Source organism: Parachryseolinea silvisoli, from assembly GCF_021190955.1.
Lineage (GTDB): Bacteria > Bacteroidota > Bacteroidia > Cytophagales > Cyclobacteriaceae > Ohtaekwangia > Ohtaekwangia silvisoli.
Window position 1 is genome coordinate 435,917 of record NZ_JAIOAO010000002.1, and the last position, 24,457, is coordinate 460,373.

General features: G+C 51.9%; 26 protein-coding genes. 11 read left to right on the forward strand and 15 right to left on the reverse strand.

Annotated elements, in window-relative coordinates; all coding sequences use genetic code 11:
• Positions 1 to 9 precede the first annotated feature (9 nt).
• Together K7P01_RS11615 and K7P01_RS11620 are read left to right on the forward strand one after the other, a co-directional pair.
• A complete protein-coding gene (locus tag K7P01_RS11615; RefSeq protein ID WP_267293091.1) occupies positions 10 to 555 on the forward strand; it encodes a DUF1573 domain-containing protein in 546 nt (181 codons plus the stop codon).
• Positions 556 to 641: 86 nt separating this feature from the next.
• Positions 642 to 1,550, forward strand: a complete 909-nt coding sequence (locus K7P01_RS11620) for a S66 peptidase family protein (RefSeq protein WP_267293093.1) — start codon at positions 642 to 644, stop codon at positions 1,548 to 1,550.
• A gap of 26 nt (positions 1,551 to 1,576) precedes the next feature.
• On the opposite strand, the gene K7P01_RS11625 is transcribed toward K7P01_RS11620, so the two are convergent.
• The 4 genes from K7P01_RS11625 to K7P01_RS11640 are packed head-to-tail and all read right to left on the reverse strand — an operon-like array spanning position 1,577 to position 3,886.
• Positions 1,577 to 2,056 carry a regulatory protein RecX gene (locus K7P01_RS11625; RefSeq protein WP_267293095.1) on the reverse strand — a complete coding sequence of 160 codons (480 nt, stop codon included), beginning with the start codon at positions 2,054 to 2,056 and terminating at the stop codon, positions 1,577 to 1,579.
• Positions 2,057 to 2,070: 14 nt separating this feature from the next.
• Positions 2,071 to 2,556, reverse strand: coding sequence for a hypothetical protein (locus tag K7P01_RS11630; RefSeq protein ID WP_267293097.1), 486 nt, complete (start codon positions 2,554 to 2,556; stop codon positions 2,071 to 2,073).
• Positions 2,557 to 2,592: 36 nt separating this feature from the next.
• On the reverse strand, positions 2,593 to 3,453 hold the full coding sequence (gene nadC / locus K7P01_RS11635; protein WP_267293099.1) for a carboxylating nicotinate-nucleotide diphosphorylase: 861 nt from the start codon (positions 3,451 to 3,453) through the stop codon (positions 2,593 to 2,595).
• A 31-nt stretch (positions 3,454 to 3,484) separates the two neighbouring features.
• Complete coding sequence (locus K7P01_RS11640; RefSeq protein WP_267293101.1) at positions 3,485 to 3,886, reverse strand: DUF4783 domain-containing protein; 402 nt, start codon at positions 3,884 to 3,886, stop codon at positions 3,485 to 3,487.
• A 190-nt stretch (positions 3,887 to 4,076) separates the two neighbouring features.
• Between K7P01_RS11640 and gpmI the strand changes: the two genes are divergently transcribed.
• The 5 genes from gpmI to K7P01_RS11665 all read left to right on the forward strand — a co-directional run bounded on the left by gpmI (position 4,077) and on the right by K7P01_RS11665 (position 9,649).
• Positions 4,077 to 5,603 carry a 2,3-bisphosphoglycerate-independent phosphoglycerate mutase gene (gene gpmI, locus K7P01_RS11645; protein ID WP_267293103.1) on the forward strand — a complete coding sequence of 509 codons (1,527 nt, stop codon included), beginning with the start codon at positions 4,077 to 4,079 and terminating at the stop codon, positions 5,601 to 5,603.
• Between the two features lie 4 nt (positions 5,604 to 5,607).
• Entirely contained in the window at positions 5,608 to 6,222 is a 615-nt protein-coding gene (locus K7P01_RS11650; RefSeq protein WP_267293105.1) for a hypothetical protein, read from the forward strand.
• A gap of 48 nt (positions 6,223 to 6,270) precedes the next feature.
• Positions 6,271 to 8,061 (forward strand): ABC transporter ATP-binding protein, encoded by a 1,791-nt coding sequence (locus K7P01_RS11655; protein ID WP_267293107.1) that lies wholly within the window; start codon positions 6,271 to 6,273, stop codon positions 8,059 to 8,061.
• 8 nt (positions 8,062 to 8,069) lie between these two features.
• Positions 8,070 to 8,486 carry a Fur family transcriptional regulator gene (locus tag K7P01_RS11660; protein WP_267293109.1) on the forward strand — a complete coding sequence of 139 codons (417 nt, stop codon included), beginning with the start codon at positions 8,070 to 8,072 and terminating at the stop codon, positions 8,484 to 8,486.
• A 158-nt stretch (positions 8,487 to 8,644) separates the two neighbouring features.
• Positions 8,645 to 9,649 (forward strand): TerC family protein, encoded by a 1,005-nt coding sequence (locus K7P01_RS11665; protein WP_267293111.1) that lies wholly within the window; start codon positions 8,645 to 8,647, stop codon positions 9,647 to 9,649.
• Here the strand turns inward: K7P01_RS11665 and purE are convergent, their stop codons facing one another.
• From purE to K7P01_RS11695, 6 genes are read right to left on the reverse strand one after another with little or no spacing between them, the layout of a single operon-like run.
• Entirely contained in the window at positions 9,650 to 10,162 is a 513-nt protein-coding gene (purE, locus tag K7P01_RS11670; RefSeq protein WP_267293113.1) for a 5-(carboxyamino)imidazole ribonucleotide mutase, read from the reverse strand. It abuts the gene before it with no gap.
• A 4-nt stretch (positions 10,163 to 10,166) separates the two neighbouring features.
• A complete protein-coding gene (locus tag K7P01_RS11675; RefSeq protein WP_267293115.1) occupies positions 10,167 to 11,309 on the reverse strand; it encodes a 5-(carboxyamino)imidazole ribonucleotide synthase in 1,143 nt (380 codons plus the stop codon).
• A 38-nt stretch (positions 11,310 to 11,347) separates the two neighbouring features.
• Complete coding sequence (locus K7P01_RS11680) at positions 11,348 to 13,270, reverse strand: peptidylprolyl isomerase (RefSeq protein ID WP_267293117.1); 1,923 nt, start codon at positions 13,268 to 13,270, stop codon at positions 11,348 to 11,350.
• A 15-nt stretch (positions 13,271 to 13,285) separates the two neighbouring features.
• Positions 13,286 to 13,666, reverse strand: coding sequence for a hypothetical protein (locus K7P01_RS11685; RefSeq protein WP_267293119.1), 381 nt, complete (start codon positions 13,664 to 13,666; stop codon positions 13,286 to 13,288).
• Between the two features lie 40 nt (positions 13,667 to 13,706).
• On the reverse strand, positions 13,707 to 15,827 hold the full coding sequence (gene feoB, locus K7P01_RS11690; RefSeq protein WP_267293121.1) for a ferrous iron transport protein B: 2,121 nt from the start codon (positions 15,825 to 15,827) through the stop codon (positions 13,707 to 13,709).
• Complete coding sequence (locus K7P01_RS11695) at positions 15,827 to 16,057, reverse strand: FeoA family protein (RefSeq protein ID WP_267293123.1); 231 nt, start codon at positions 16,055 to 16,057, stop codon at positions 15,827 to 15,829. Before K7P01_RS11695 ends, feoB begins: the two co-directional genes overlap by 1 nt.
• Positions 16,058 to 16,178: 121 nt before the next feature.
• On the opposite strand from K7P01_RS11695, the gene K7P01_RS11700 reads away from it, so the two are divergent.
• Positions 16,179 to 16,331: a hypothetical protein gene (locus K7P01_RS11700; protein ID WP_267293125.1), complete on the forward strand. Its 153-nt coding sequence runs from the start codon at positions 16,179 to 16,181 to the stop codon at positions 16,329 to 16,331.
• A 5-nt stretch (positions 16,332 to 16,336) separates the two neighbouring features.
• On the opposite strand, the gene K7P01_RS11705 is transcribed toward K7P01_RS11700, so the two are convergent.
• The 3 genes from K7P01_RS11705 to K7P01_RS11715 form a co-directional block, all read right to left on the reverse strand.
• Entirely contained in the window at positions 16,337 to 17,266 is a 930-nt protein-coding gene (locus K7P01_RS11705) for a sulfite exporter TauE/SafE family protein (protein WP_267293127.1), read from the reverse strand.
• Positions 17,267 to 17,416: 150 nt separating this feature from the next.
• The gene (locus K7P01_RS11710) at positions 17,417 to 19,855 is read right to left on the reverse strand and encodes a bifunctional UDP-N-acetylmuramoyl-tripeptide:D-alanyl-D-alanine ligase/alanine racemase (protein ID WP_267293129.1); all 2,439 of its coding nucleotides are present in this window, start codon (positions 19,853 to 19,855) and stop codon (positions 17,417 to 17,419) included.
• Positions 19,856 to 19,858: 3 nt separating this feature from the next.
• Positions 19,859 to 20,191 (reverse strand): tRNA-binding protein, encoded by a 333-nt coding sequence (locus tag K7P01_RS11715; RefSeq protein ID WP_267293131.1) that lies wholly within the window; start codon positions 20,189 to 20,191, stop codon positions 19,859 to 19,861.
• Positions 20,192 to 20,359: 168 nt separating this feature from the next.
• Between K7P01_RS11715 and K7P01_RS11720 the strand changes: the two genes are divergently transcribed.
• Positions 20,360 to 20,746 carry a hypothetical protein gene (locus K7P01_RS11720; protein WP_267293133.1) on the forward strand — a complete coding sequence of 129 codons (387 nt, stop codon included), beginning with the start codon at positions 20,360 to 20,362 and terminating at the stop codon, positions 20,744 to 20,746.
• Positions 20,747 to 20,770: 24 nt separating this feature from the next.
• On the opposite strand, the gene K7P01_RS11725 is transcribed toward K7P01_RS11720, so the two are convergent.
• Together K7P01_RS11725 and K7P01_RS11730 are read right to left on the reverse strand one after the other, a co-directional pair.
• Positions 20,771 to 21,403, reverse strand: a complete 633-nt coding sequence (locus tag K7P01_RS11725) for a response regulator transcription factor (protein WP_267293135.1) — start codon at positions 21,401 to 21,403, stop codon at positions 20,771 to 20,773.
• A 79-nt stretch (positions 21,404 to 21,482) separates the two neighbouring features.
• The gene (locus tag K7P01_RS11730; protein ID WP_267293137.1) at positions 21,483 to 22,592 is read right to left on the reverse strand and encodes a tetratricopeptide repeat protein; all 1,110 of its coding nucleotides are present in this window, start codon (positions 22,590 to 22,592) and stop codon (positions 21,483 to 21,485) included.
• Between the two features lie 121 nt (positions 22,593 to 22,713).
• Here K7P01_RS11730 and K7P01_RS11735 point away from each other — a divergent pair, with 121 nt between their 5' ends.
• Complete coding sequence (locus tag K7P01_RS11735; RefSeq protein ID WP_267293139.1) at positions 22,714 to 23,826, forward strand: amidohydrolase family protein; 1,113 nt, start codon at positions 22,714 to 22,716, stop codon at positions 23,824 to 23,826.
• Positions 23,827 to 23,854: 28 nt separating this feature from the next.
• Positions 23,855 to 24,448 carry a nitroreductase family protein gene (locus K7P01_RS11740; RefSeq protein ID WP_267293141.1) on the forward strand — a complete coding sequence of 198 codons (594 nt, stop codon included), beginning with the start codon at positions 23,855 to 23,857 and terminating at the stop codon, positions 24,446 to 24,448.
• The last annotated feature ends 9 nt before the right edge of the window (positions 24,449 to 24,457 follow it).

Genomic DNA, 24,457 nt, shown 5'->3' on the forward strand with positions numbered 1-24,457 from the left:
GGCAGGGATATGAAAACAGCAATCTTTAAGTCAATGCTATTTTTTGCCGTGGTGTTGGTATGCTTTACCGCGTGTAAAGATCGCGCCGCTGAAAAGCGAATAGCAGAACTGGAAAGCCGGCTCGCAGAAGTAGAAGGCAAGAAGCCCACAACGACCAACGTACCGGCACCGAACCCGACCGTAGCAGCCCCCGAAGAAAAACCGGAAGGCCCGCTGCCCGTCATCCAGTTCGAGACAACCGAACATGACTTTGGTACCATCAAAGAAGGTGACATTGTAGAGTACGTCTACAAGGTGAAAAACACCGGCGAAGCTCCGCTGATTATTCAGGGCGCACAACCCTCTTGTGGTTGCACCGTACCGGACTTCACCAAAGAGCCGATCCCCGTCGGAGGCACCGGCTACGTAAAAGCCAAGTTCGACAGCAACGGCAAACAAAACGTCCAAAACAAAACCATCACGGTATCAGCCAACACCTGGCCCAAACAAACCGTCCTGCGTTTCAAGGCCATGATTACGCCCAAAGCCGGCAGCACAGCACCAGCGGCACACTAAGACGTTTTCTTCATCAAAAATATTCAAAAAGCCATCCCCACCAGGATGGCTTTTTTTGTTGCACCAAACTTCCCTTACTTGCACCAATGCTAATCCCTACTCCGCTAAAACCTGGCAGCCGGGTAGCCCTCGTCGCCCTCAGCCGTAAAACTTCCGAAGAGCACCTTCTCAGCGCCCAGCGCGTACTTACCGCCTGGGGTCTGACCGTTGTTCCATCTAAAAACCTGCTTAGCCCATCCCACACATACCTGGCCGGCACCGACGAAGAGCGTCTGGCCGACCTGCAAACTGCCCTCGACGATCCCACCATCGACGCCATCCTCTGCGCCCGCGGCGGCTACGGTAGTGGCCGCATCATCGACCGCGCGAATTATACCGCGCTGCAACAACACCCGAAATGGATCGTCGGCTTCAGCGACGTGACAGCCCTACAGCTTAAGCTGCTAAGCCTGGGCATTGCCAGCATCCATGCCACCATGCCCGTGCTCTTTGGCAATCCTGCAAGCGCTCCCTCTATTGAAAGCCTGCGCAACGCCCTGTTTGGAAAACCTGATGTCATTACCGGAGCAGCATCACCCGCGAACAAACCCGGTCGCGCAGAAGGCATACTCGTGGGTGGAAACCTGTCATTGCTAACCGACAGCATGGGCACCACCAGCGAGCTGATGACCGATGGAAAAATTCTGTTGATCGAAGAGATAGGAGAGTTGGTATACCGCGTCGACCGTATGGTCAACCAGTTGAAGCGTGCCGGCAAGCTGGCGAACCTGGCAGGACTGGTAATCGGCCATATGACTGATATCAAAGAAGATCCTAACCTGGCTTTTGGAGAAACATCCGAGCAAATCATTCTGAACCATACCCGGGAGTACAGCTACCCCGTTGCCTTCCGCTTTCCCTCGGGCCACGAAAACCCCAACCTGGCATGGGTGCAAGGGGCGAGGACATCGCTAAACGTTACAGCACAACAATCCATCATCACACCGCTTACATAGCCGGATATATATTACCTCAACGGAAATCAGGCCACAGCCACGAGGTTTTTAACCCGGGGCCAGACCAGGTCCGGCTCAAACCCTTTTTGAATAGCATAGCGGGCAAGCTTATCACGCGTAACGAATGGATTGGTCGTATCCAGCTGGGCGAGCTTGCGGTCTAATACATCGTATAGCACCCGCTGATAATCTTCCTCGTCGATTTCTTTCAACCCTGCTTTGATGCAGTTCTTCGTCAGACCGTGTGCTTCCAGCTCGTGCACGATCTTTACGCGCCCCCAGTGCTGCATACGGAACTTACCACCGGCAAAGGCCTTGGCAAAACGTTCCTCATTCAAAAAACCTTCGGTGATCAGCTGTGACAAAATCTCGTCAACGTCGCTGGTATACAAACCGTATTCGTAGAGCTTATCGCGCACCTCCTGGTGCGACCGCTCCTGGTAAGCGCAGTAGCGGTATATCTTCTGTTTGGCAGCTGCGGGAGTGAGTCTTTTTCCGTGCTCCATGCAGTCTCTCTACTTTATTTCTTCGGCTTCACAAGACCCTTCTTCTCCAGAATGCTGGCAACAAATTTCCGCTCGTTATCCGTATTAAAGATCTTAAACGGCCAGTAGATGATTTGGGCTTTGTTCACAAACAAAGCAAAGAAGTCGGCGCCGATTTGTGCCGTTTGAATCTGATCCCACTTCAGCGGCATGCCTTCACGCGGATTGATCTTCATCAGGATCTGCTGGCTGCTGATCTCGTAATGGAATTTCTCAAAGAGCATCTTGCCTTGCTCCAACTGGGTAACACCGTAAAACTGTATCCACCAGAACAACAGGTATAAACCTAAACCAACAAAGGCAGCGATAAACCACCAAATGCTAAAGATCCATATACTGGGCAGACAGATGGCTACTGCGCCTGCTACTGCAATCCATCCCTGCTTTTTTAAAATGGTTTTCAAGGCTAAGCTGATGTATGTCTTCTTATCGAGCTTGTAACTTTTGGTCTTAACGATCATATGCTAAATCACTATATTCAGTTCAAAACGTTTTGTCTAGGCAATCGCCTTCAGGCTTAAGTCCATGCTTTTGATGGAGTGGGTCAACGCACCGACCGATATAAAGTCGACACCCGTCAACGCTATGTCGCGAATGGTCTGCTCCGTCACGCCGCCACTGGCTTCCGTTTTACACCGGCCGCCAACCAGGGCTACTGCCTCTTTCATAGTCGCCACGCTCATGTTGTCCAGCATGATCGTGTCAACGCCCCCTACGCGGAGTACTTCCTTCACCTCTTCCAGGTTGCGGGTTTCCACCTCGATCTTCAGCGTTTTATTGCCGGCGCGAAGATACTCTTTTGTTCGAATGATTGCCTGCTCGATACCGCCCGCCATGTCAATATGATTGTCCTTGAGCATGATCAGGTCGTACAGACCCATGCGGTGGTTTTGACCGCCGCCAATCAGCACCGCCCATTTCTCGACCAGTCGGAAGTTCGGGGTCGTCTTGCGGGTGTCGAGCAGACGGGTCGGAGTTCCCGCCAGCAAGGCCGTGAGGGCGTGTGTCTTGGTGGCAATGGCGCTCATGCGCTGCATGCAATTCAGCACCAGGCGCTCGGCCAGCAAAATAGCGCGGGCGGGGCCACTCACGATAAAGGCTACATCGCCAGGTTTAACCGCTGTGCCGTCGTGCAAGAAAACTTCCGTTTTCAGGCGACTGTCCACCTGCTGGAAAATTTCCAGGGCCAGGGCTACGCCTGCCAGGATGCCCGCCTCTTTTACAAGCAAGTTGGCACGGTGCGTGGCAGTAGCCGGAATGCAGGCCAACGACGAATGATCGCCCTCACCGGCATCCTCTGCCAGGGCAGTGGAAATGAAAGTCTTAAGGAAATCGGGGGTGATGTAGACAGGTCTCACCCTGCAAAAATAGGGGAGTAATTCACAGTTATCACTCTTTCACAAAGGATATCTCGTGCACCAGCTGTTGGTTGCCTACTGTTTTGATCTTCATAAACACCCGGTAGGTTTCGGCGCCGCTTTTGTATTGGCCAATGGCAAACGGTTGCCCACCCTTGGACGAACCCTGATGGATGATATTAAACTCGTTGGCAGGATGCTGACGGAAAAAATCACGGAAAATAAATTCCGCCTGCGCCTTGCTGTACGGCTGCATCTTGTCGTCAATGGTAACGTCTACCGTCTGGTTCAGATATTTGGAAAGCTCTTTGGCGCTTCCGGCTTTAATCGTTTCTTTCACCTGGCTGATGACGTCGCTCTGGGCAAATAGCGTAATCACTTGCAAACAAACCAGCACCAAGACTAAGGACGTAATATTTCTGTTCACCTTCATGGCAACTTTATTCGGGCCAAAATTGTGCCACGTCTGCAAGATAAGGAAATTATTATGTGAACATTATGCGTCTAAATCGTTTACAGTACATTGAAAAAATGCCCGCATTCCCCCTTTCCACCCCCGCAAGCTGCAAATCCTCGTTATATTTGCGCCGCATATTACATCCCGAACTAAAAAATCGATTTTCATGAACAAGAAAGTACTGCTGATGATCCTCGACGGCTGGGGCATCGCCACCAATAAGGCTGTGTCGGCTATCGACAAAGCCAAAACTCCCTTCATCAGCTCACTATATGGCAAGTACGCCAACAGCAAACTCGAGGCTTCCGGTCTCGCCGTGGGGCTCCCCGCCGGCCAGATGGGTAACTCTGAAGTAGGCCACATGAACATCGGCGCGGGTCGCGTCGTATACCAGGACCTTGTCCGCGTAAACAAAGCCGTTGAAGAAAAAGAGCTCGATCAAAACAGCACACTGCTCGAAGCCTTTGCCTATGCAAAAAAGAACAACAAAAATGTTCACTTCATCGGCCTCGTATCCGACGGTGGAGTACACGCACACATTGAGCACCTTAAAGCCCTGGTGACCATCGCGCAGAACAATGGCCTGCAAAACGTATTTGTCCACGCCTTCACCGACGGCCGCGACACCGACCCCAAAGGCGGTCTCGGCTACCTGAAAGACCTGTTGGCCCATTTAGATAAGACCTCCGCCAGGCTGGCCAGCATCGTAGGCCGCTATTATGCCATGGACCGCGACAAACGTTGGGAGCGTGTTAAGCTGGCATACGACCTCCTGGTAAAAGGTATAGGCGAAAAATCAACGGATGCCCTGAAAGCCGTACAAGCATCGTACGACGCCGGTGTGACCGATGAGTTCATCAAGCCTATTGTCATGGTAAACGCACAGCAACAACCGGTTGGTACCATTCAGGAAGACGACGTGGTGATCTGCTTTAACTTCCGCACCGACCGCGGCCGTCAGATCACGCAAGCGCTGACACAACAAGATTTCCCCGAGCAAGACATGAAGGCTCTGCGCCTGGACTATATCACCCTGACAAACTACGACGACTCGTTCAAAGGGGTAAAAGTTATTTTTGACAAAGACAACCTGGAGAAAACACTGGGTGAAGTTGTATCCCTGGCTGGCAAGAAACAAATCCGCATGGCCGAGACCGAAAAATATCCGCACGTAACGTTCTTCTTCTCGGGCGGCCGCGAGACCGTCTTCGAAGGCGAGTCGCGTATACTGTGTCCATCGCCGAAAGTAGCGACATACGACCTCGCACCCGAGATGAGTGCCAAGGATCTCAAGGATAAAATCATTCCCGAGCTCAACAAAAAAGAGCCTGACTTTATCTGTTTGAACTTCGCCAACCCCGACATGGTCGGCCACACAGGCGTATTTGAAGCCGTTGTAAAAGCTGTCGAGACAGTAGACTCCTGCGCACAACAAGTTACCGAAGCTGCATTGAAGAACGGCTATAGCATCATTATCATTGCCGATCACGGCAATGCCGACATGATGATCAACGAAGACGGTAGTCCCAACACTGCCCACACCACAAACCTGGTGCCGTGCATCCTGGTAGACGACAACTACAAAGGCAAGCTCAAGAACGGTAAGCTGGGCGACCTGGCGCCGACCATCCTGACACTGATGGGAATACCTGTGCCCGCCGAAATGACCGGCCACATATTGCTGGAAAATTAAAATCGTGACACGACAACGTTTTGTTTCCAGGTGCTGCCGGCTGGCAGTCGCCATTGTACTAACCGGAGGCCTGTTTGCCTGCTCACAACAGGCAGGCACCTCCGCACGGTACTATGCGATTGACAGCCTTGTACGGGGGCAAATCCACCTGCTCGCTGCGCGCCACGCCACGCTTACCAAAACGGCAACGCTAGGCGCGCAGCAGGACACGGCCACCTTTACCCCGGGCGACACCCTGGCCTGGACCAAAGAGCTGGACTTGTTCCTGGAGCTGAAAACCCTGAACAAACCGACCAACGTCGGCGCCTATACAGTAACCAACAACCTGCCGGACACACGCAGCAACCTGCGCATCAAATCCATCGAAACGCTGCAGGCCCTGCCCGTGCGGTATTTAAAAGTTTTCTACCACGGCACACCTGCACGAGTGCGCCGCATCGAAGCCCAATTTCGGGAAGACAATTCGCTGTACCACAGCGGGCGCTTCCTCACCATGGAATTTGATGAGCTGCAACAACAGCCGGTCTTGCTGGCCTATTCTGTTACCGGCGGGCAGAAGATTTTTCTGGGTGACACCGTGGCCTATACCGTTTCAGCAAAAGTTTCCGTACCGAATTAATGTAAACAACACTTCCCTACCGACGGGTATGGAGCGTATGACGACACTATGGCAAAACAAGTTAAAGAGCCTTTGAAAGAAGAAGAGAAGAGGAAGCTGAACAAGGCTAACCTGAAGAATTTGCTAAGGGTGTTTACGTTCATGATGCCTTACAAAGGAATTTTTATCTTCGGACTGGTCGCATTGGCATTTTCCACGGTAACCCTGTTGGCCTTCCCCCGTCTTTGCGGCATGCTGCTGGATATTGCCGACGGCAAACCTTCCTATTTTGATACGATCGACCAGGCTGCCCTGGCATTGATTCTCATTTTGCTGGTGCAGGCTATCTTTTCGTTCATCCGGGTATATACATTTGCGATCGTGACCGAACGGAGCATGGGGAGCATTCGTAAGACGATCTACGAAAAGATTATCTGGCTGCCGCTGACGTTCTTCGACAACCGTCGTGTAGGTGAGATTATGAGCCGCCTGACATCCGACATCGCCACATTACAAGATACCTTCAGCACAACGCTGGCGGAATTATTGCGCCAGCTATTGACGCTAATTCTCGGTACTGCCATTCTCTTTTACATGACACCTGACTTGGCTGTGTTTATGTTGCTGACGTTCCCAGTGCTCGTGATCTCCGCATTGATCTTTGGAAAATTCATTCGCAAGCTTTCGAGCAAGACGCAGGATCGACTCGCGGCCGCCAACGTGATTGTAGAAGAGTCGTTGCAGTCCATTCCGATCGTAAAGGCTTTTACCAACGAAGCATTCGAGACTAAACGCTACGCCAATGCGATTGAAGAGTCCATGCGCGTTGCCATTTACTCGGCACGCTACCGCGGACTTTTCATCTCCTTTGTCATCTTCGTGATCTTTAGCGGCATCGTGGCCGTGGGATGGCACGGTGCCAGCCTGGTCCAGGCAAAGACTACTACCACAGGCGAACTATTCTCGTTTGTACTATACACCACCTTTATCGGCGCCTCTATTGCTGGCCTGGGCGACATCTATACCCAGATACAACGCTCTATCGGGGCATCCGAACGAGTGTTAAACATCCTGCATGAAACGGAAGAAATCACATCCCGCACATTCGCACCTCCTATTAAATTACACGGCGGCATCCGTTTCAACAACGTCTCGTTTGCATACCCAACACGTCCCGACAACACAGTGCTGAATGAGCTGAACTTTGAGATCCGGCCGGGCGAAAAGGTAGCGCTCATTGGCCGCAGCGGTTCGGGCAAATCCACCATCATCAACTTGTTGTTACGCTTTTATCCGTTGTCGAACGGAACGATCACCATCGACGGTCAGGACATCGACGGTCTCAACCTCTCGGCCTACCGTCACAACCTGGGCATCGTTCCGCAAGAGGTTATACTTTTCGGCGGCACCATTCGCGAAAACATTGCATACGGTAAGCCGGGCGCGACAGAAGCCGAGGTGCAAGAAGCCGCCCGTAAAGCCAATGCGCTGGAGTTCATCGAGCGTTTTGACGACAAGTTCGAGACCCTCGTGGGCGAACGCGGCGTGAAGCTTTCCGGCGGCCAGCGGCAGCGTATCGCCATTGCCCGTGCCATCCTGAAAGACCCGGCCATCCTTATCCTGGACGAAGCGACCAGCTCGCTGGATGCACATACCGAGGTGCTTGTTCAAGAAGCCCTGGAGAAACTGATGGAAGGCCGTACGACCATCATCATTGCCCACCGCCTGAGCACAATCAAGAAAACAGACCGCATTTTTGTGATCCAGGATGGTGCTTTGGCCGAAACTGGCTCGCATGCTGAACTTACCCAGCATGAAAATGGTATTTATAGTACCTTGCTGAAGCTACAGCTGCAATAATCACTCGTATGAACACGGCATCCGATCGGCTCCTGAAAAACTTCCGGTTGCGCTCCACGCCAACCCGGCAGGAGATTTTGCACCTCTTCCTGAAGCGTACATATGCGCTTTCACACGGTGATATCGAGAAAGAGATCAACAATGACTTTGACCGTGTAACGGTTTACAGGACACTTAAGACGTTTTTGGACAAGGGGCTTATTCACAAAGTACTGGATGATGAGGGGAGTCTGAAGTATGCTTTGTGTAATGACGCCTGCAATACCGCCGGCCATCATCATGACCACGTACACTTCAAGTGCACTGCGTGTGGCCAGACAAGCTGCCTAAGCGTGGAGATTCCCGCCGTTAAGTTGCCAAAGGGCTTCCGGGTCAACGAACAAAACCTGTTGATACAAGGGGTTTGTGAACGTTGTGCGAAATAGTGTAACCGCTGTACGGTTTTTTTAAAACGTCTACAAATTCAGGAAGGCTAAGTTTTTGAGATTGAAATATATTTGTAGTTTTGGCATTCACAAATTGCCAGAGATGTGATTTTCTGATGTTTATAAAAGCTTTTAATCATTAACCGGAATACTCCCCCTTGTTATCAGCCCTGAACATACTCCTTTTCTCCCTCTTCAGAAATCAGAGTGAACGGGAGACCATTCTTTTTGGCGTCTTTGCTCTCATCATCATCCTGTTTTTGGTGCTTGACCTGGGACTCTTTCACAAACAGGCCCGGCGTATCTCCACCAAATCGGCCTTGTATCAGTCCATTTTCTGGGTTTGCGTCTCCACGCTCTTTGGCTTCTTCATCTACAAGTACGACGACAGCGGTGCAGAAGGCGCCGTAGAATACTTCTCAGCGTACCTGACCGAGTACGCCCTTTCTGTCGATAACATCTTTGTCATCCTGCTTATCTTAAAATATTTCCGCGTAAAGGAAGAATATTATCACAAGACACTCTTCTGGGGCATCCTGGGGGCTATTGTGTTTCGCGGCATATTCATCTTTGTCGGCGCGTACCTCATTCACCAGTTTCACTGGATCCTGTACATCTTCGGCGTATTCCTGATCTACTCAGGCATCCGCATCTACTTTGAAGACGGCGACGAGAAGATCGAGCCGGAGAAGAACCCCATCATGAAGTTCTGTCTGCGCTTCCTGCCCATGACAAAGAACGAGCACGGCGGAAGTTTCCTGGTGCGCGAAAACGGCCGGCTGGTATTCACACCGCTGTTCCTGGTCATCGCCCTGGTTGAAACAACCGATCTGATCTTTGCGGTAGACTCGATTCCGGCGGCATTTGCCATTACCCAGAACGAATTCCTGATCTATACGTCCAACATCTTCGCCGTCATGGGCCTCCGGGCGATGTTTTTCCTGTTGGCCGGCATTATCGATAAGTTCTACTTGCTGCAGAAAGGACTCTCAATCATTCTGTTCTTTATCGGCGCCAAGATGTTGCTCGAAATCTTCGATATCGACGTGGGCGTATACACTTCGTTCTCTGTCATCATCGCCACGCTGACGCTGTCGATCATCTTCTCGGTACTCGTACCGCGCAAAGAGGAGCCCGAGGAAAAGGACGAGGTGAGCAGCTGATTACAGCACGCTCTTCCACCCCTTTGTTTCTAAATCTTTTGCTGCCGATTCTACTTTCACCTTCAATGACTCTTTGAAGGCATCGATTCGTTGCCCCAAAGCAGCATCAGATGCACCTAAGATTTGCGCCGCCAGAATACCGGCATTGCGTGCACCGTCAAGTGCTACCGTGGCCACCGGTACACCGGCCGGCATTTGTAGAATCGACAAGACAGAGTCCCAGCCATCGATAGAGTTCGACGACTTTACCGGCACCCCAATTACCGGCAGTGACGTAAGCGATGCCACCATGCCCGGCAAGTGCGCAGCACCTCCCGCACCGGCAACGATCACCTGTATGCCCCGACCACGTGCGGCCGTAGCATACTCCACCATACGCAGTGGCGTACGATGCGCCGATACAACCGTAACCTCATAGGCCACCTTCAATTCGTCTAATACTTCGGCCGCCTCCTTCATGATCCGCAGATCGGACTGGCTGCCCATGATAATTCCTACGACAGGTTTACTCATAGCTTTAGGATGCAATAACTTTTAAAGTTTCTTTCACGAACATAGTCTTCTCCCGCAGGCGGGCCAGATCATTATCAACGATCGTCACATGCCCCATCTTCCGGAAAGGCTTCGTAAACCGCTTGCCATACAAGTGTACATGCACACCCGACACCTTGGCAACCTCTTCAAATCCCTGATACCGGGCAACACCTTCATGACCTGGCTCGCCCAACAGGTTTACCATCGCTCCGGGAATTACCATAGACGTATCACCCAGCGGCAGGTTGAGAATAGCCCGCAGATGTTGTTCATACTGCGACGTGATGTTGGCTTCGATGGTTTGGTGGCCGCTGTTGTGCGGACGCGGTGCGATCTCATTCACCAGCACCTTTCCGTCCTTCGTCACAAACATTTCTACCGCCAGCAAGCCTACCATCTTCAAACTGTCAATGATGGTGCGGGCGATCGTATCAGCTTCCTTTGCAATAGCCTCCGGCAACTCCGCCGGCGCGAACAGATATTCTACCAGATTCTGCACAGGGTGAAATACCATTTCCACGACAGGGAAAGTTTTCACTTCACCGTGCTCATTGCGGGCTACAATGACGGAAATTTCCTTTTCGAAATCGATCAGCTTCTCTAACAGGCCCGGTGCGTCAAAAGCATTCGCCAGTTCCTTCTCCGAACGGAGTATCTGCACACCACGGCCGTCATATCCTTCGCGACCAAGCTTGTTAACAGCTGGTAAGAAACTAGCGTGACGACGCACATCCGCTGCATTTTCCGTCAGCACAAACTCCGCTGTTGGAATGCCGCTGTCGCGATAGAATATCTTTTGTGTACGTTTATCTTGTATCAGCTCGATAACGTCAGGCTGCGGAAAAACCTTTTTGCCCTGTTTGACAAGCTCTCTCAACGCCACCGTGTTGACATTTTCAATCTCAATGGTAATGATGTCGCATGCCGCGCCAAACTTCATGACCGTGTCGAAGTCCGTCAGCTTGCCCGTATGAAACGCTGCCAGGGCCGAGCACGGAGCCTGCGGGTCTGGATCGAGAATAGCGAATGGGATATTAAAGTCTATACCCGATTGAATAAGCATGCGGCCAAGCTGTCCACCACCCAGGATGCCCAGCTTGAAGTTCTGTTGGAAAGAAAGGCTCAAAACGCTGTTTTTGACGCGGCAAGGTAGAAAGGATAACCTTACGGCACCAGCGCAATACGTACTATCTGGTCGCCTACTTCTACCGCATGCACCACGTCCATACCCGAAACAACTTCCGCAAAGATCGAATAGCGGCCGTCCAGGTGCGGCGTAGGCGAGTGGGTAATAAACCACTGCGTGCCTTCAGTATCCTTTCCAGCTGACGCAAAGCCCACACTTCCCGTGGTATACCGACGGCCCGAAAACTCCGAGCGGATCGAATAATCTTCGCTGCCCCAGCCATCGCCACGGTTGCAGCCCGCCTGGATCACAAAGTTGGGCACCACACGGTGAAAGAATTTTTTATCGAAATAGCCTTGCTGTAGCAGCGATACAAAATTAGCCACCGAGCCCGGCGCCTCCTCAACCAACAACCTTACGACAATGTCACCCTTCGTGGTTTGAATGCGCACCTTTTGATCGCGACCAATCGTCTTGACCAGCGCCCAGTCGATGGCATGGTTAAATTCATTCTTCACTGCGGGAGCCTTCCGGCCCTCGAAGAGTGCCAACGCCGCCTCCAGCGGTTGAATCGCTTCGTTGTCACGAGGCAACGATAGCTTTTCCCGCGCCGCACGCAGAAAGGAAAAGTCTTTCACCACTTGTTTATAGCCCAGCGCGGAGTCCGCCAGCACACCAGCAACAATACCGATCACAGCGGCATCGCCGGTATTGATAGCATCTTTATACATCGCAGCAAACACAGGCTTCAACTTCGCCGGAAAGTCTTTCTGATCATTCAGGCTTACCAACGCCTCCGCTGCTGTCGACCGCACTACCGGCGTGTCTGCCGCGAGCAGTTGTTCCTGTAAAAAGATATACGCTGAAAGCGACTGGCCCAGTGCTCCCAACAAGAATGCTTTGTGATACGGATCGGTTGTTTTCTTCGCGAGGTCGATCACCTCCTGCAACACTTTATCGCCAGCGCCCGACACCAGCGCTGCCTTGTATAGATTGGCTTTCACGCGTGCATGTTGTGCAGCACGAGCAGCCTCTGCAATCACCGATGCCTGTGGTTTAGCCGCTACCGCAATCAACACCTCCGACGCCGCCACCTGTACCTGCAACGACTTATCCAGCAGCGCCGCTTGTAACGCCGGCCAGCTCTTTCCCAATGAAAATGACTGTAGCGCACGCACTGCACTTACACGCACCCGGTAATCCGGCTCCGCCGTCACGATGCCCGCTAACACCTGTACGATCGTATCGGCCTTGGCCTTCTTCAACGCCAGCGTAGCCGCCATCCGCACCACTACCTCGGAATCGTGTTTAGCCGCCGACACCAGTCGATCGGTATACTTACCGACGGGTGTTGTCGGTCGTGAAAAATAGTGTGCGGCACCCAACCGGCCCCACATTGGTGCACCCGCTTCTAATAAAGTATAGGGTATAAAACTAAGGGCCGTGTCAACCTTGTTCCGAACCGCTGCGCGATACAGCGACCACGCCATGGCCGGCCCCTGCGTAATAGTATCGTGTGAAACCTTAGGATTTTCTATTACCTTAAACTGTGCAGCAACTTTGCCATACGCTTCCAGCATCACCGCACGCACGCTATCATCTTTTTCGTCCACAAAACCCAGTAGCAGTTGCGCGCTGCCCTGCGATACCGTCTGTCCCAATGCATACGCCGCAGCCATACGCACCGACGCCGCAGCATCTTTCAAACAGACGCCCAGCTTTTCCACGGCAGCTGTGTCTTGCACGGAAGCAAATGCCAACGCTGCAGCTTGGCGATACAAAGCACTGTCGTGTGCAAGATATACCAGCAAGCTATCCGTTTGCCGGCGATCCTGAAGATCGGCGATCTTCACCAAGGTGGGGTTAGAGAATTTATTGACGGATGTGCCGGGCGACTCAACACCACCGGAACAACCTGCCAGCACGACGGCGGCAACAAGGATAAAGGAGATTATACGCATACAAGGCTCGATAACTTATAGAATAACCGGCATGGCCTTCGCCACATTCACCACCGCATCAAATTCAAGCCCCGCCGTATTAATAGAATTTAACAACAACCGTATTTCTTTTACATGCACACGGCCGTCTACTTCCGACAAGCGATACAACACACCAAACGTGCGTAGCTTCTCTTCATAACTGCAGCCGTTGATCAACGTGATCCCCGCCGTATACAAGTCCGCGTGTACCATGCCCTGCGTCGCCTCCTCAAATTTTTCGAAGATCTCTTCCGGAATGTTCTCACGATCTTTGATGGCCTGCAAGGCAGCCAGCTCTTTGGCGTCGGCAATGCCGTCGGCATCGATCAGCAGCCGTACCAGGTACAGCAAGCCCAGGTGGTAATTAGCGGTCATAGGAGAGGTTTAGCCAACGAAGATAACATTTCTTTCATCCCTACCGCATTACCTGGTACACGATAAACGCAGATATATACGCCAGCGCGGTCATATATGCAAATTGCAGCAGTGGCCATTTCCAACCCTTCGTTTCGCGGTACACCACGGCGATCGTGCTCATGCATTGCATGGCAAAGGTGTAAAAGAGCAGCAGCGAAAAGCCCACCGCCGGCGTAAACCGCGCCCCGCCCGTTTCGGGATTGACCTCTTCGCGCATGCGTGTCTTGATCGTCGTCTCATCTTCATCACCGGCGCTACCGATGCTATAGATCGTGGCCATCGTACCCACAAACACCTCGCGGGCCGCAAACGACGTGATTAACGCGATGCCGATCTTCCAGTCATAACCCAACGGCCGGATCGCCGGCTCGATGGCCTTGCCGATAATACCGGCATACGAATACTCCAGCTTGCGAGCCGCAACACGATCTTGCAAGCCTTCTTCCGTCAGACGAAGATTGGCAGACTCCTGCTGCACCGATTCTTGCGCACGTGCCGTAATATCACCGGGACCATAACTGGCCAGCACCCACAGCACAATCGAAATGGCCATGATTACCTTACCAGCCTCCAATACAAATGCCTTTGTCTTTTCCAGGATGGTATACCCCACGTTCGACCACTTCGGCACACGGTAGGTCGGCATCTCCATCACCAGGTAGCTCCGCTCGCGCACACGGATGATCAGGTTCATGATCCATGCCGAGGCAATGGCCATCACAAACCCAAGCAAGTACAGCCCCATCAATGCCAGCCCTTGCAGATTAAAGAAACCAAGGGCCGTTTCGTTAGGCACTATTAATGCAATGATGATCGTGAAGATGGGAAGGCGCGCCGAGCAACTGATCAACGGTGTGATCATGATTGTAATAGTACGTTCCTTCCAATTGTCAATCGTACGGGTCGCCATGATCGCCGGAATAGCACACGCTACACCCGAGATCAACGGCACCACACTCTTGCCATTCAACCCAAAGCGACGCATGATCTTATCCATTAGAAACACCACGCGCGCCATATATCCGGACTCTTCCAGAATAGAAATAAAGGCAAACAAAATCGCGATCTGCGGCACAAAGATCACAATACCACCCAGGCCGGGTATAATCCCTTCTGCTAGCAAACTGGTAGCAGGCCCCGCCGGTAAAGCAGCACCAACCCATTGACTGACATCGGCAAACAGCGCATCGATAAAGTCCATCGGTACCGTTGCCCAGGCAAAGATGGCCTGAAAGATCAGCATCAATAGTCCCAGAAAAATGAGATAACCCCATACCTTGTGCGTCAGGATCCGATCCAGCTGATTGGAATATTTCTTCCAGGAGTGATCGCTCGCCCGCAACGTAATGTCGTTCAGCAGGTCTTGTATATAGCTATAGCGCTGAATCGTCTCGGCGCCCTGAAACTTGCCCGGAAAAAATTTATGCCCCGTACGAATGTGATCCACTTTACTTTTGCTGTCCGCCGGCAGAAACTTGAGCGAGTCGGGTTGCTCCAAGTACAAGTATGCTTCGTAGTCGTTGTCGACACCGAGCGCATCGCGTAGCGCTTTGACAGGCGCCTTTGCTTCCTCCCAGATGGTAAAACACGGCTGCTGGGAAACGGCAAGCGGCTTGCTAAACTGTTCTTTCAGCTCTTTTATACCTTCACCTTTGCGCGCATTGACTGCCACTACCGGTACACCTAAGCGCTTAGACAATGCCGTAAAATCATAACTGATTCCTGCCTTGGCCACAAGGTCCATCATGTTCAAGACCAGCATGACCGGCAAGCCCATGTCGACAATCTGTGTCAACAAAAGCAAGCTGCGTTTCAGGTTCGTGGCGTCGGCCACAACAACAATCTTATCGGGAAGCTCGGCCGAGCGGTGATCCAGCAGAATCTCCGACACGATACGCTCGTCGAGACTACGGGGATAAATACTATAAATGCCGGGCAAGTCTACGATCTCGACGACGGTGCCATCGGCCAGCGTGGTGAAGCCGGACTTTTTATCGACCGTAACACCAGGAAAATTTCCAACCTTCTGGTTAAGACCGGTAAGTTGATTGAACAGGGACGACTTGCCCGAATTTGGATTACCAACTAACGCAATCTTTGTTTTGGAAGCAGGCGCCATTAATTGAGGATTGAAATGGTCGCCGCTTCCTCCAGACGAAGAGAAAGCTCGTACCCTGCAACGCTAATACAAATAGGATCGCCCAGTGGTGCGCTAAAATTGAATCGAACCGGTGCTCCCGGCAGGCAGCCCATCTCCATCAGCTTCACCGACAAATGATCATCGGTAAAGCCCGACACCACGCCTACCTCACCAGGCTTCATCTGCGCTACATTCCGTACCAATCCCATGCTCTCTATTTAGATCAATTTTAAACAAGGCAAAGATATGCGCCGTTCCCCAGCGGAACAATGATTTTAGTAGATTATCGGGTGGTTGATTTTACACACTGTGACGACGACCTTTGAAGACATGAAAAAGAAGAAAAAAGCAGATACTAAACCCGAAAAGGCAGAAACTGCTCCCGCCGCGCCTGCGCCATTACGGGAAGAACCCGAAGAAAAACCGTTTGACTTCGGTGGACTTCCGTCGCGGGACTTAAAGAAAAATCTGGGTTGTGGATAAGGCCCTTACCAGGCCGTCAAGCTCTTGAAAATGATGCGCACGCTGACGAGAATCACCATGATGCCAACAAAGATCATCATCCTTTTTAACGGCAATCGGCTCGACAGGTACGCGGCAATCGGTGCTGCGATTACACCGCCGGCAATGAGGCCGGCAATAATTTGCCAATGGCTTATGCCGATCACGGCAATAAAGGTCAATGAGCTGGCCAGCGCCACGAAGAATTCCGTCAGGTTTACCGAGCCGATGGTGTAACGCGGATGCCGCCCACCGGCAATGAGCGTGGAAGAAACGATCGGGCCCCAGCCACCACCGCCAATGGAATCCATAAAACCACCGAACGTAGCGAGTTTGGGGATGTTCTTTGTCTTGATCTTCTTACGGCTTCCGACAATGGCCTTGCGAATAATGACAATGCCCAGGTACAGGGTGTACACGGCAATCACAGGCTTGAGGTAATCGTTATATTGTTCCAGCGATGACAGTACGTACGCACCCAGCGCCGCACCTACCACGCCTGGAATCAAAAGCGTTTTAAACAGTTTTTTGTTAACATTCTGAAAACGCAGGTGCATCAGGCCAGATACGCCGCTGGTGAAAATTTCGGAGGTATGGATGCTGGCACTCGCCGCCGCGGGCGGAACACCAAACGAAAGCAGAAACGTAGAGGCACTTACGCCATAGGCCATGCCCAGGGCGCCATCGATCATTTGCGCAATAAAACCTGCCATCATAAACAGGTAGAAGTTGCTGTCCAATTGCTGTATCCAGCCACCAAAAACGTCCAGCAGATTGTAGGAATAGACAATCGTCGCCGCGGCCACCAGCAAAACGAGCGTGATCAGCGTTATATATGCATATCGCCAGCCAACGGATTCTTTTTGCTCAACCTCAAACGATCCCGGATTCTTTTGTATCAGCTCTTCACCTTCCATGCTAAAACTCTATACGGCTATATTGTCTATTGAAATTATAGACAAAGATGCTATTGCCAACCCGAAATCCCTAAGGGAAATCCAAAAAATTGATGAGAATGGCTAAAAGTGGCGTTAGGGGCGCATAAACGGCCACGACGGGGCAATTCGCTAGATACCCTCCGCGACGAAAATGCGTTTTATGCGCTCGCGGGTATTGGTCAGGATTTCATACGGAATGGTGTTAATGCTTTTGGCGACATCCTGAATGCTCAGCTCCCCGCCAAAAAGAATCACCTCGTCGCCTTCCCGTGCGTCAATGCCAGTCACATCTACCATCGTCATGTCCATGCAGACATTGCCGATCACAGGGGCACGTTGACCACGTATTAACACTTTTCCTACACCCCGGCTAAAGGCCCGGCTAAAACCGTCGGCATAACCAATAGCAATGGTGGCCAACGTCATATCCGCCGTGGCTCTTCCACGGCGGCCATAGCCAATACTCTCGCCGGCGCGAATATGCTTCAGTTGTGAAATGATGGTTTTTAAGGTGGCCACGGGGCGAAGGCCCTGTGTACCCTCCGCGGTAGGATCGATACCATACAGGCCAATACCCAGGCGCACCATGTCCAGTTGCAGCTCCGGCAACCGCAGAATGCCCGGCGAGTTCAGAATATGCAAGACCGGTTTCTGGCCAATAGCATCCGCCACCGTCGTGGCCCAGGTCTTAAACTTCCCGGCTTGAGCATGCGAAAAGTCATCATGCTCATGTTCATCAGCGCCCGCCAGGTGACTAAAGATCGTCGCCACCGTCAACTGTGGATTGGCCCTGAGTATCGCGATAAGCTCATCCAGCTCGCTGCCTTCAAAGCCCAGGCGGCGCATGCCGGTATCGAGCTTGAGGTGTATCCGGCAAGGCTTATTGTTCAGGAACTTGAGCAACGCCGCCAGGATTCGGAAACTATAGATCTCGGGCTCAAGATTATACGCCAGCAGGGTCGCAAAGCTCTCGTCGGAGGGATTCATGACCATGATCGGCAAGGTGATGTTGTTACGCCGCAGTTCCACCCCCTCATCGGCATACGCCACACCCAGGTAGTCTACCTTGTGATATTGCAACATGTTAGCGACCTCGTTGCTGCCGCTGCCATACGCAAATGCTTTTACCATCACCATGATCTTCGTCATAGGCTGCAGACGTGCGCGGAAGAAATTGAGATTGTGTACGAGGGCCCCAAGATCCACCTCCATCACTGTGCCATGCACCTTGCGCTGCAATTGATTGACAATGCGCTCAAACTGAAACGGCCTGGCGCCCTTCACAAGAATGATCTCCTCGTATAATGTCGTGGTATCAAAACGCTCCAGGAACTCTCCCGTCGAAGTATAAAACAACGACCCCGGCGGGAAAAGCTGCTGATACGCCTGAAACATCGGCCCCACACCAATGAATTGGCGTATCTGATGTTTGGCCAACAGGTCCGATACTTGCTCGGCCAGCGTCGCTTCTGCTAATCCCGATTCGAGGATGTCGGAAAGAATGACGCGCTTGCGTGTACGCTGATGTTGATGCGCCAGAAATTGAAGACTGATCTCCAACCCACCCAAATCGTTGTTATACGTGTCGTCAATAAGCTGACAATGATTGATCCCTTCCTTCAGCTCCAGGCGCATAGGCACAACCCGCAGGCTATTGATAGCCTCCTGCACCTGGTGCAGGCTATAGCCCATCCACACCATCACCGCCACGCAGTGAAAACAATTCTCCACCGACGCGTGGTCTGCAAAGGGCAGGCGCAACTCACCAATCTGACCGCGGTACGAGACCGCATATCCACCTTGCTCCGAAGGCACCACAAGTATATCGACATCAGCCGAGCGACCCCACGTAAAGAGTGTTTTGTTCAATGGCGCAATAGCCGTATGAATTGCCTCATGATCTTTGCAGTATACAATGACCGAGACGTCTTTAAACAATAAAAGCTTCTCCTGGATCTTATCCGTCATCGACGCAAATCCTTCGTCATGCGCCGGACCAATGGTGGAGAACACGCCGATAGTCGGCCGGATAATCCCGGCCAGCTTTTCCATTTCGCCAGGACGCGAAATGCCCGCTTCGAAAATGCCGAGTTGGTGATGCGCCTGCATCTGCCACACCGACAACGGAACACCGACTTGCGAATTATAGCTGCCGGGGTTCTTCACGATGCTGAGATACTTCGACAACATTTGGAACAACCACTCTTTGATGATCGTCTTGCCGTTGCTCCCGGTTATGCCGATGACGGGCACGGAGAACTTCGCGCGATGATGCGCCGCCAATCGTTGCAGGCTGTCCACTGCCGACGGCACCTGTATAATGTTCGCTTCCGGAAAAGCCTGTACCACCACAGGTTGTTCCACCACAAATTGCCGGATGCCCCGCTGGTATAGCTCGGCCAGATACGCGTGGCCGTCATGGCGGTCGCCGCGAATGGCAAAGAAGAGTGTCCCCTTGCCGGGAATAGCCTTGCGGCTGTCGAGTGTCAGGAGTGTTATACCCGCGTCTTGGGACACTTGAAGTATACTGCCGCCCAGTAGCGCCGGAAGCTCAGAGAAAAAGATCATGGTTTAAAAGAGACGTGCGCCGTTGGGCACCTGTTTATCAATACTACTCAAAACAACATTTTTTTGTTCGTCCGGGAAACCCGTCACCAAAACTTCTGATATAAAATTTGCGATCTGTTTGGGCGGAAAATTTACCACGCAGAGTACCTGCCGGCCGATGAGGTCCTCCGGTGTGTAGTGCACCGTGATCTGTGCGCTGGATTGTTTTATACCAAGCTCCGCGCCTAGGTCGATCCAGACCTTTAGCGCAGGTTTTTTTGCCTCTTGAAAAGGCTCTGCCCGGACGATCGTTCCCGCCCGGATGTCTACTTTTTCGAAGTCGTCCCAGCTGATCATGCTGTAATTTGTTATTGAAATGTTAAAAAGTATATAAATCCCTCCATTTTGACCGCAATCCAGGAGAAGTTATCTCAAATAGCTAGTAATACAAGTTTTATTTCGTACTTTGAGCCGGAACAAAAAATTATATTCGGACGTTAAGAACAGACACCTCCACCAAGGAAAATGAAGATTAGCCTATACCATATCATCTTCACGCTAAGTCTGGCCATTCTGACTCCTTCCGGAATCGTTTGCATAAACGCTCAGGACGCCGGATATTTCAACGAAGGCAGCAATGACGCTGACGGCGACAACAAGGAGCGCAGCCATTATAGCCCTGGAGGAGAAGGAGAATCAATGACCAGTGGCGCGACGCGTGTTCATACACCGGTCCTCTCCCGCGATTCTGCCCGTACCTCGCCCATCAAAACGCTGGCAGTCCCCTCCACCTCAAATTCTGACGCCAACAAGAGTGCTGCCCGTCAGAACGAAGAAGACGACTCTGTGCTCTCGTTCAATTTTCTGTATTACATCATCCGGAAGTACAAGCTTCAGGATATAATGGACTGACGACGTCCTCCTCCCAGCCAATACTTATATTTCTCCCCGAAGCGATTTAGAGATCACTTCTGCTTTGCCGTGTACGTGCAGCTTGCGATAGATATTCTTGATGTGAAACCGCACCGTCTCGATGCTGATGTCCATGCGGTCAGCGATAAGCTTGTAGCTCAGGCCATCCACCAGACCTACCACAATCTCTTTCTCTTTGGCCGATAAGGGTGACGCGACCTCCTTCTTCTTCTCCGGTTGGCCGAAGTGCTCAATCACCTTACGGGCAATCTGCGGCGACATCGGCGAACCGCCATGGGCCAGCAGCTCGATGCCTTCTTTAATCTCTTCCAACGGTGTGTTTTTCAGCAAGTAGCCGGTGGCACCGGCGCAAAGCGAATCAAAAATGCGCTTGGGGTCATTGTATACCGAAAAGACAATGATGTCGATGTCCGGATTTTTCTCCTTCACGAGCTTAATGCCTTCGATCCCCGACATGCCAGGCAAGCCAAGGTCCATAATGATGACATTTGGAATGCTCCCCTGTTGGATGCCCTTCAACAGTTCTTCGATGGAGCCATAAGTATACTCGCTCGAAAAGCCGGGTTGGCGATTCAGGAACGTCTGTACGCCCTTACGTATCTGCTCATCATCTTCTACAATACTGACTGATATCATAATGCAAAGTAACAGAAGCCAGGACTTGTCTGAAATACCTTCCAATCACATAAAGATGTGGGAATCAACCCACCTGCAATCACTTACAGTTTTTCTTAATGACGGCCTTCACTTCGGTGGAGCCAAGCTCCTCCGCTTTTTTGAAATCCAGGCACGCGTCATACTTATTGTTCATAGAGAGCTTCACAAGCCCACGTTGATAATATGTTTCCGGATCGCTGGGATACAGCTCGATCGAGGACGAATAATCTTCCACGGCACCCGCGTAATCTTCTTTCTCTGTTTTGCTCAAGGCCCGGTTGTCGTAATACGTTGGGTTCGTCTCGTCTAGCGCAATGGCCTTCGTATAGTCAGCAATTGCGCCATCATGGTCCTCCAGGTTGAACTTTGCCACACCGCGCAGATTGTAGGTCTCTGCCTGGTTCGCGTCAAGCTCGATCGCCTTGTTAAAATCTTCCAGCGCGCCCTTAAAGTTCTCCTTTGCATTTTTCGCGAGCGCACGATTCTCATACTTCAGTGCATCCTTCGGATCGAGCTTGATCGCCTGATCATAATCTGCCACAGCCAGATCAAGGTTGCCCGTATTATAGTAGGCTACGCCGCGGTAGTTATACAAGCCCGCATCGGTCTTGTCCAGCTCGATGGCTTTTGTATAATCGTCAATGGCGCTGATATATTCGCCAAGCTCGGCCTTCACCACCCCACGGTTAAAATACTTGTCGGCATCAGCCGGCCCCAGGTCAAGTGCCTTGGAAAAATCCTGGTAGGCACCTTGCAGGTCTTCGATGTTGTACTTGGCCAGACCCCGGTTGGTATATGCCAGCACCATCTTGGCGTTGAACTTGATGGCCTTGGTAAAATCGTTGATGGCGCTCTCGTCATCGCCGAGTGCGATCTTCGCCTCACCACGGTTATTCCAGGCCTCGGCAAAGGTGGAGTCCTGCTCCAGAGCAAAGTTAAAGTCGCCGATAGCACCGTAGAAATCTTCGAGACCCAGACGTGCCTGGCCGCGCAGATTCAGCGCCACTTTGTTGCGCGGGTTGGCATCGATGGCTTTCGTGAGGTCCGTCTTGGCCCCGGCAAAATCATTTGCCTGGATTTTCTTTTTAGCGCCTTCCAATTGAGCGTCTTGGGCAAACGCCGTTACGGCGACAACGCAGCCCAGCACAAAAAATACCCATTTTCCCATGAGGTCGTGTTAATATCACGGCAAGGTAAAAATAAAGCCTGACATCAGCTTGCTGCCCGTCATCAAATACCGGCCGACGACTGTAGAGTTTTTCGTGTATTTTCACGCAAAAAGCTTTTTTATGATGACGAGAATATACCCGATAGCCTGGGCCGCGCTCTGCAGCATCACCGTCGCGGGGGCGCAGGAGAAACCGTTGGACCAGAAAATGGACTTTGAAAAGTATGATCCTCCCTCAACGCTGGTGGTACCGGAGCATCACCTGACACGCGCGAAGTTCCCGTTCGTCGACGTGCACAACCATCAGTTCAACATGCCAACGCAGGACCTCGACGCCCTGCTCAAAGAAATGGACGCGCTGAATATGCAGGTTATGGTGAACCTCAGCGGCCGGGGCCGCGGCAGCACCGAGCACCTGGAACGGTCGTTGGAAAACGTGAAGAAAAACAATAGCGGTCGCTTCATTGTTTTTACCAACATGGACTTCGCCGCCATAGACGACCCACAGTGGCAGGGCCGCATGCTCAAACAACTTGAAGAAGACGTACGCAAAGGCGCCAACGGTCTGAAGATCTACAAAAGCCTGGGCATGTTTACCGAAGACAGCAAAGGCCAGCGCATACACATTGACGACCCACGTATCGATCCCATTTGGGAAAAGTGCGGCCAATTAGGCATACCGGTACTGATTCACGCCGCCGACCCCAGGCAGTTCTGGCAGCCCATTGACGAAAACAACGAACGCTGGCTGGAGCTCAAGCTGCATCCCGGTCGCCGCCACGACAGCGACCCCGTGTCGTGGGAAACAATCATTGCCGAGCAACACAACATCTTCCGCAAACATCCCAAAACGAAATTCATCGCGGCCCACCTGGCCTGGTATGGAAACGACCTGAAAAAGCTTAGCGAGCTGCTCGACCAGTTCCCGAACATGTATACCGAGATCGGCGCGGTAATCGCCGAGTTGGGCCGCCAGCCCCGTGCCGCCAAAACCTTCCTGACCAAATACCAGGATCGTGTATTATTTGGCAAAGACTCGTGGGTACCGGACGAATATGAAACGTATTTTCGCGTGCTCGAAACAGCGGACGAGTATTTCCCGTATCACAAGCGTTACCACGCCTTCTGGCGTATGTACGGTCTCGATCTGCCCGACGACATCCTGAAAAAGATCTACTATAAAAATGCCCTGAAGATCATTCCGCACATCGACGCATCACAATTTCCGAAATAACATCATCACTAATTTTTTATTCACACCCATGAGCCAAGAAAAAGCAGCGCTTGTTAATACCCTGATTCGAAATCGCCGTTCCGTTTTCCAACAACAGTACACCGGTGAGAAAGTGGACGATGCCATCATCCGCCAGATGTTGGAAAACGCCAACTGGGCCCCTACCCACAAACTAACGGAGCCGTGGCGCTTCATTGTCTTCACTGGCAATGGTATTCAAAAACTGGCCGAAGAGCAGTCCGCCTTGTATCGCCAGGTAACGACGGCCAAAGGCACCTATGCCGAAGACCGGTATCAAAATCTACTGACGAAACCCAAGCTCTCGTCGCACATCATTGCTATCGCGATGAAGCGCGACGAAAAGAAATCCCTACCCGAAATCGAAGAGATCGGAGCCGTGTATTGCGCTGTTGAAAATATGTACCTCACGGCCTCCGCCTATGGCGTCGGTTGTTTCCTGAGCACCGGCGGCATTGCCCACTGGGAAGAAGCCAAACCCTTGTTTAACCTCGCCCCGGAAGACAAACTGATTGGCTTCCTGCACGTCGGCAACATCAAAGGCCCCGTACCCGACAGCCGCCGCAAACCCATAGACGAAAAAGTAACATGGGTTGACGGTTAAGCACCGCAA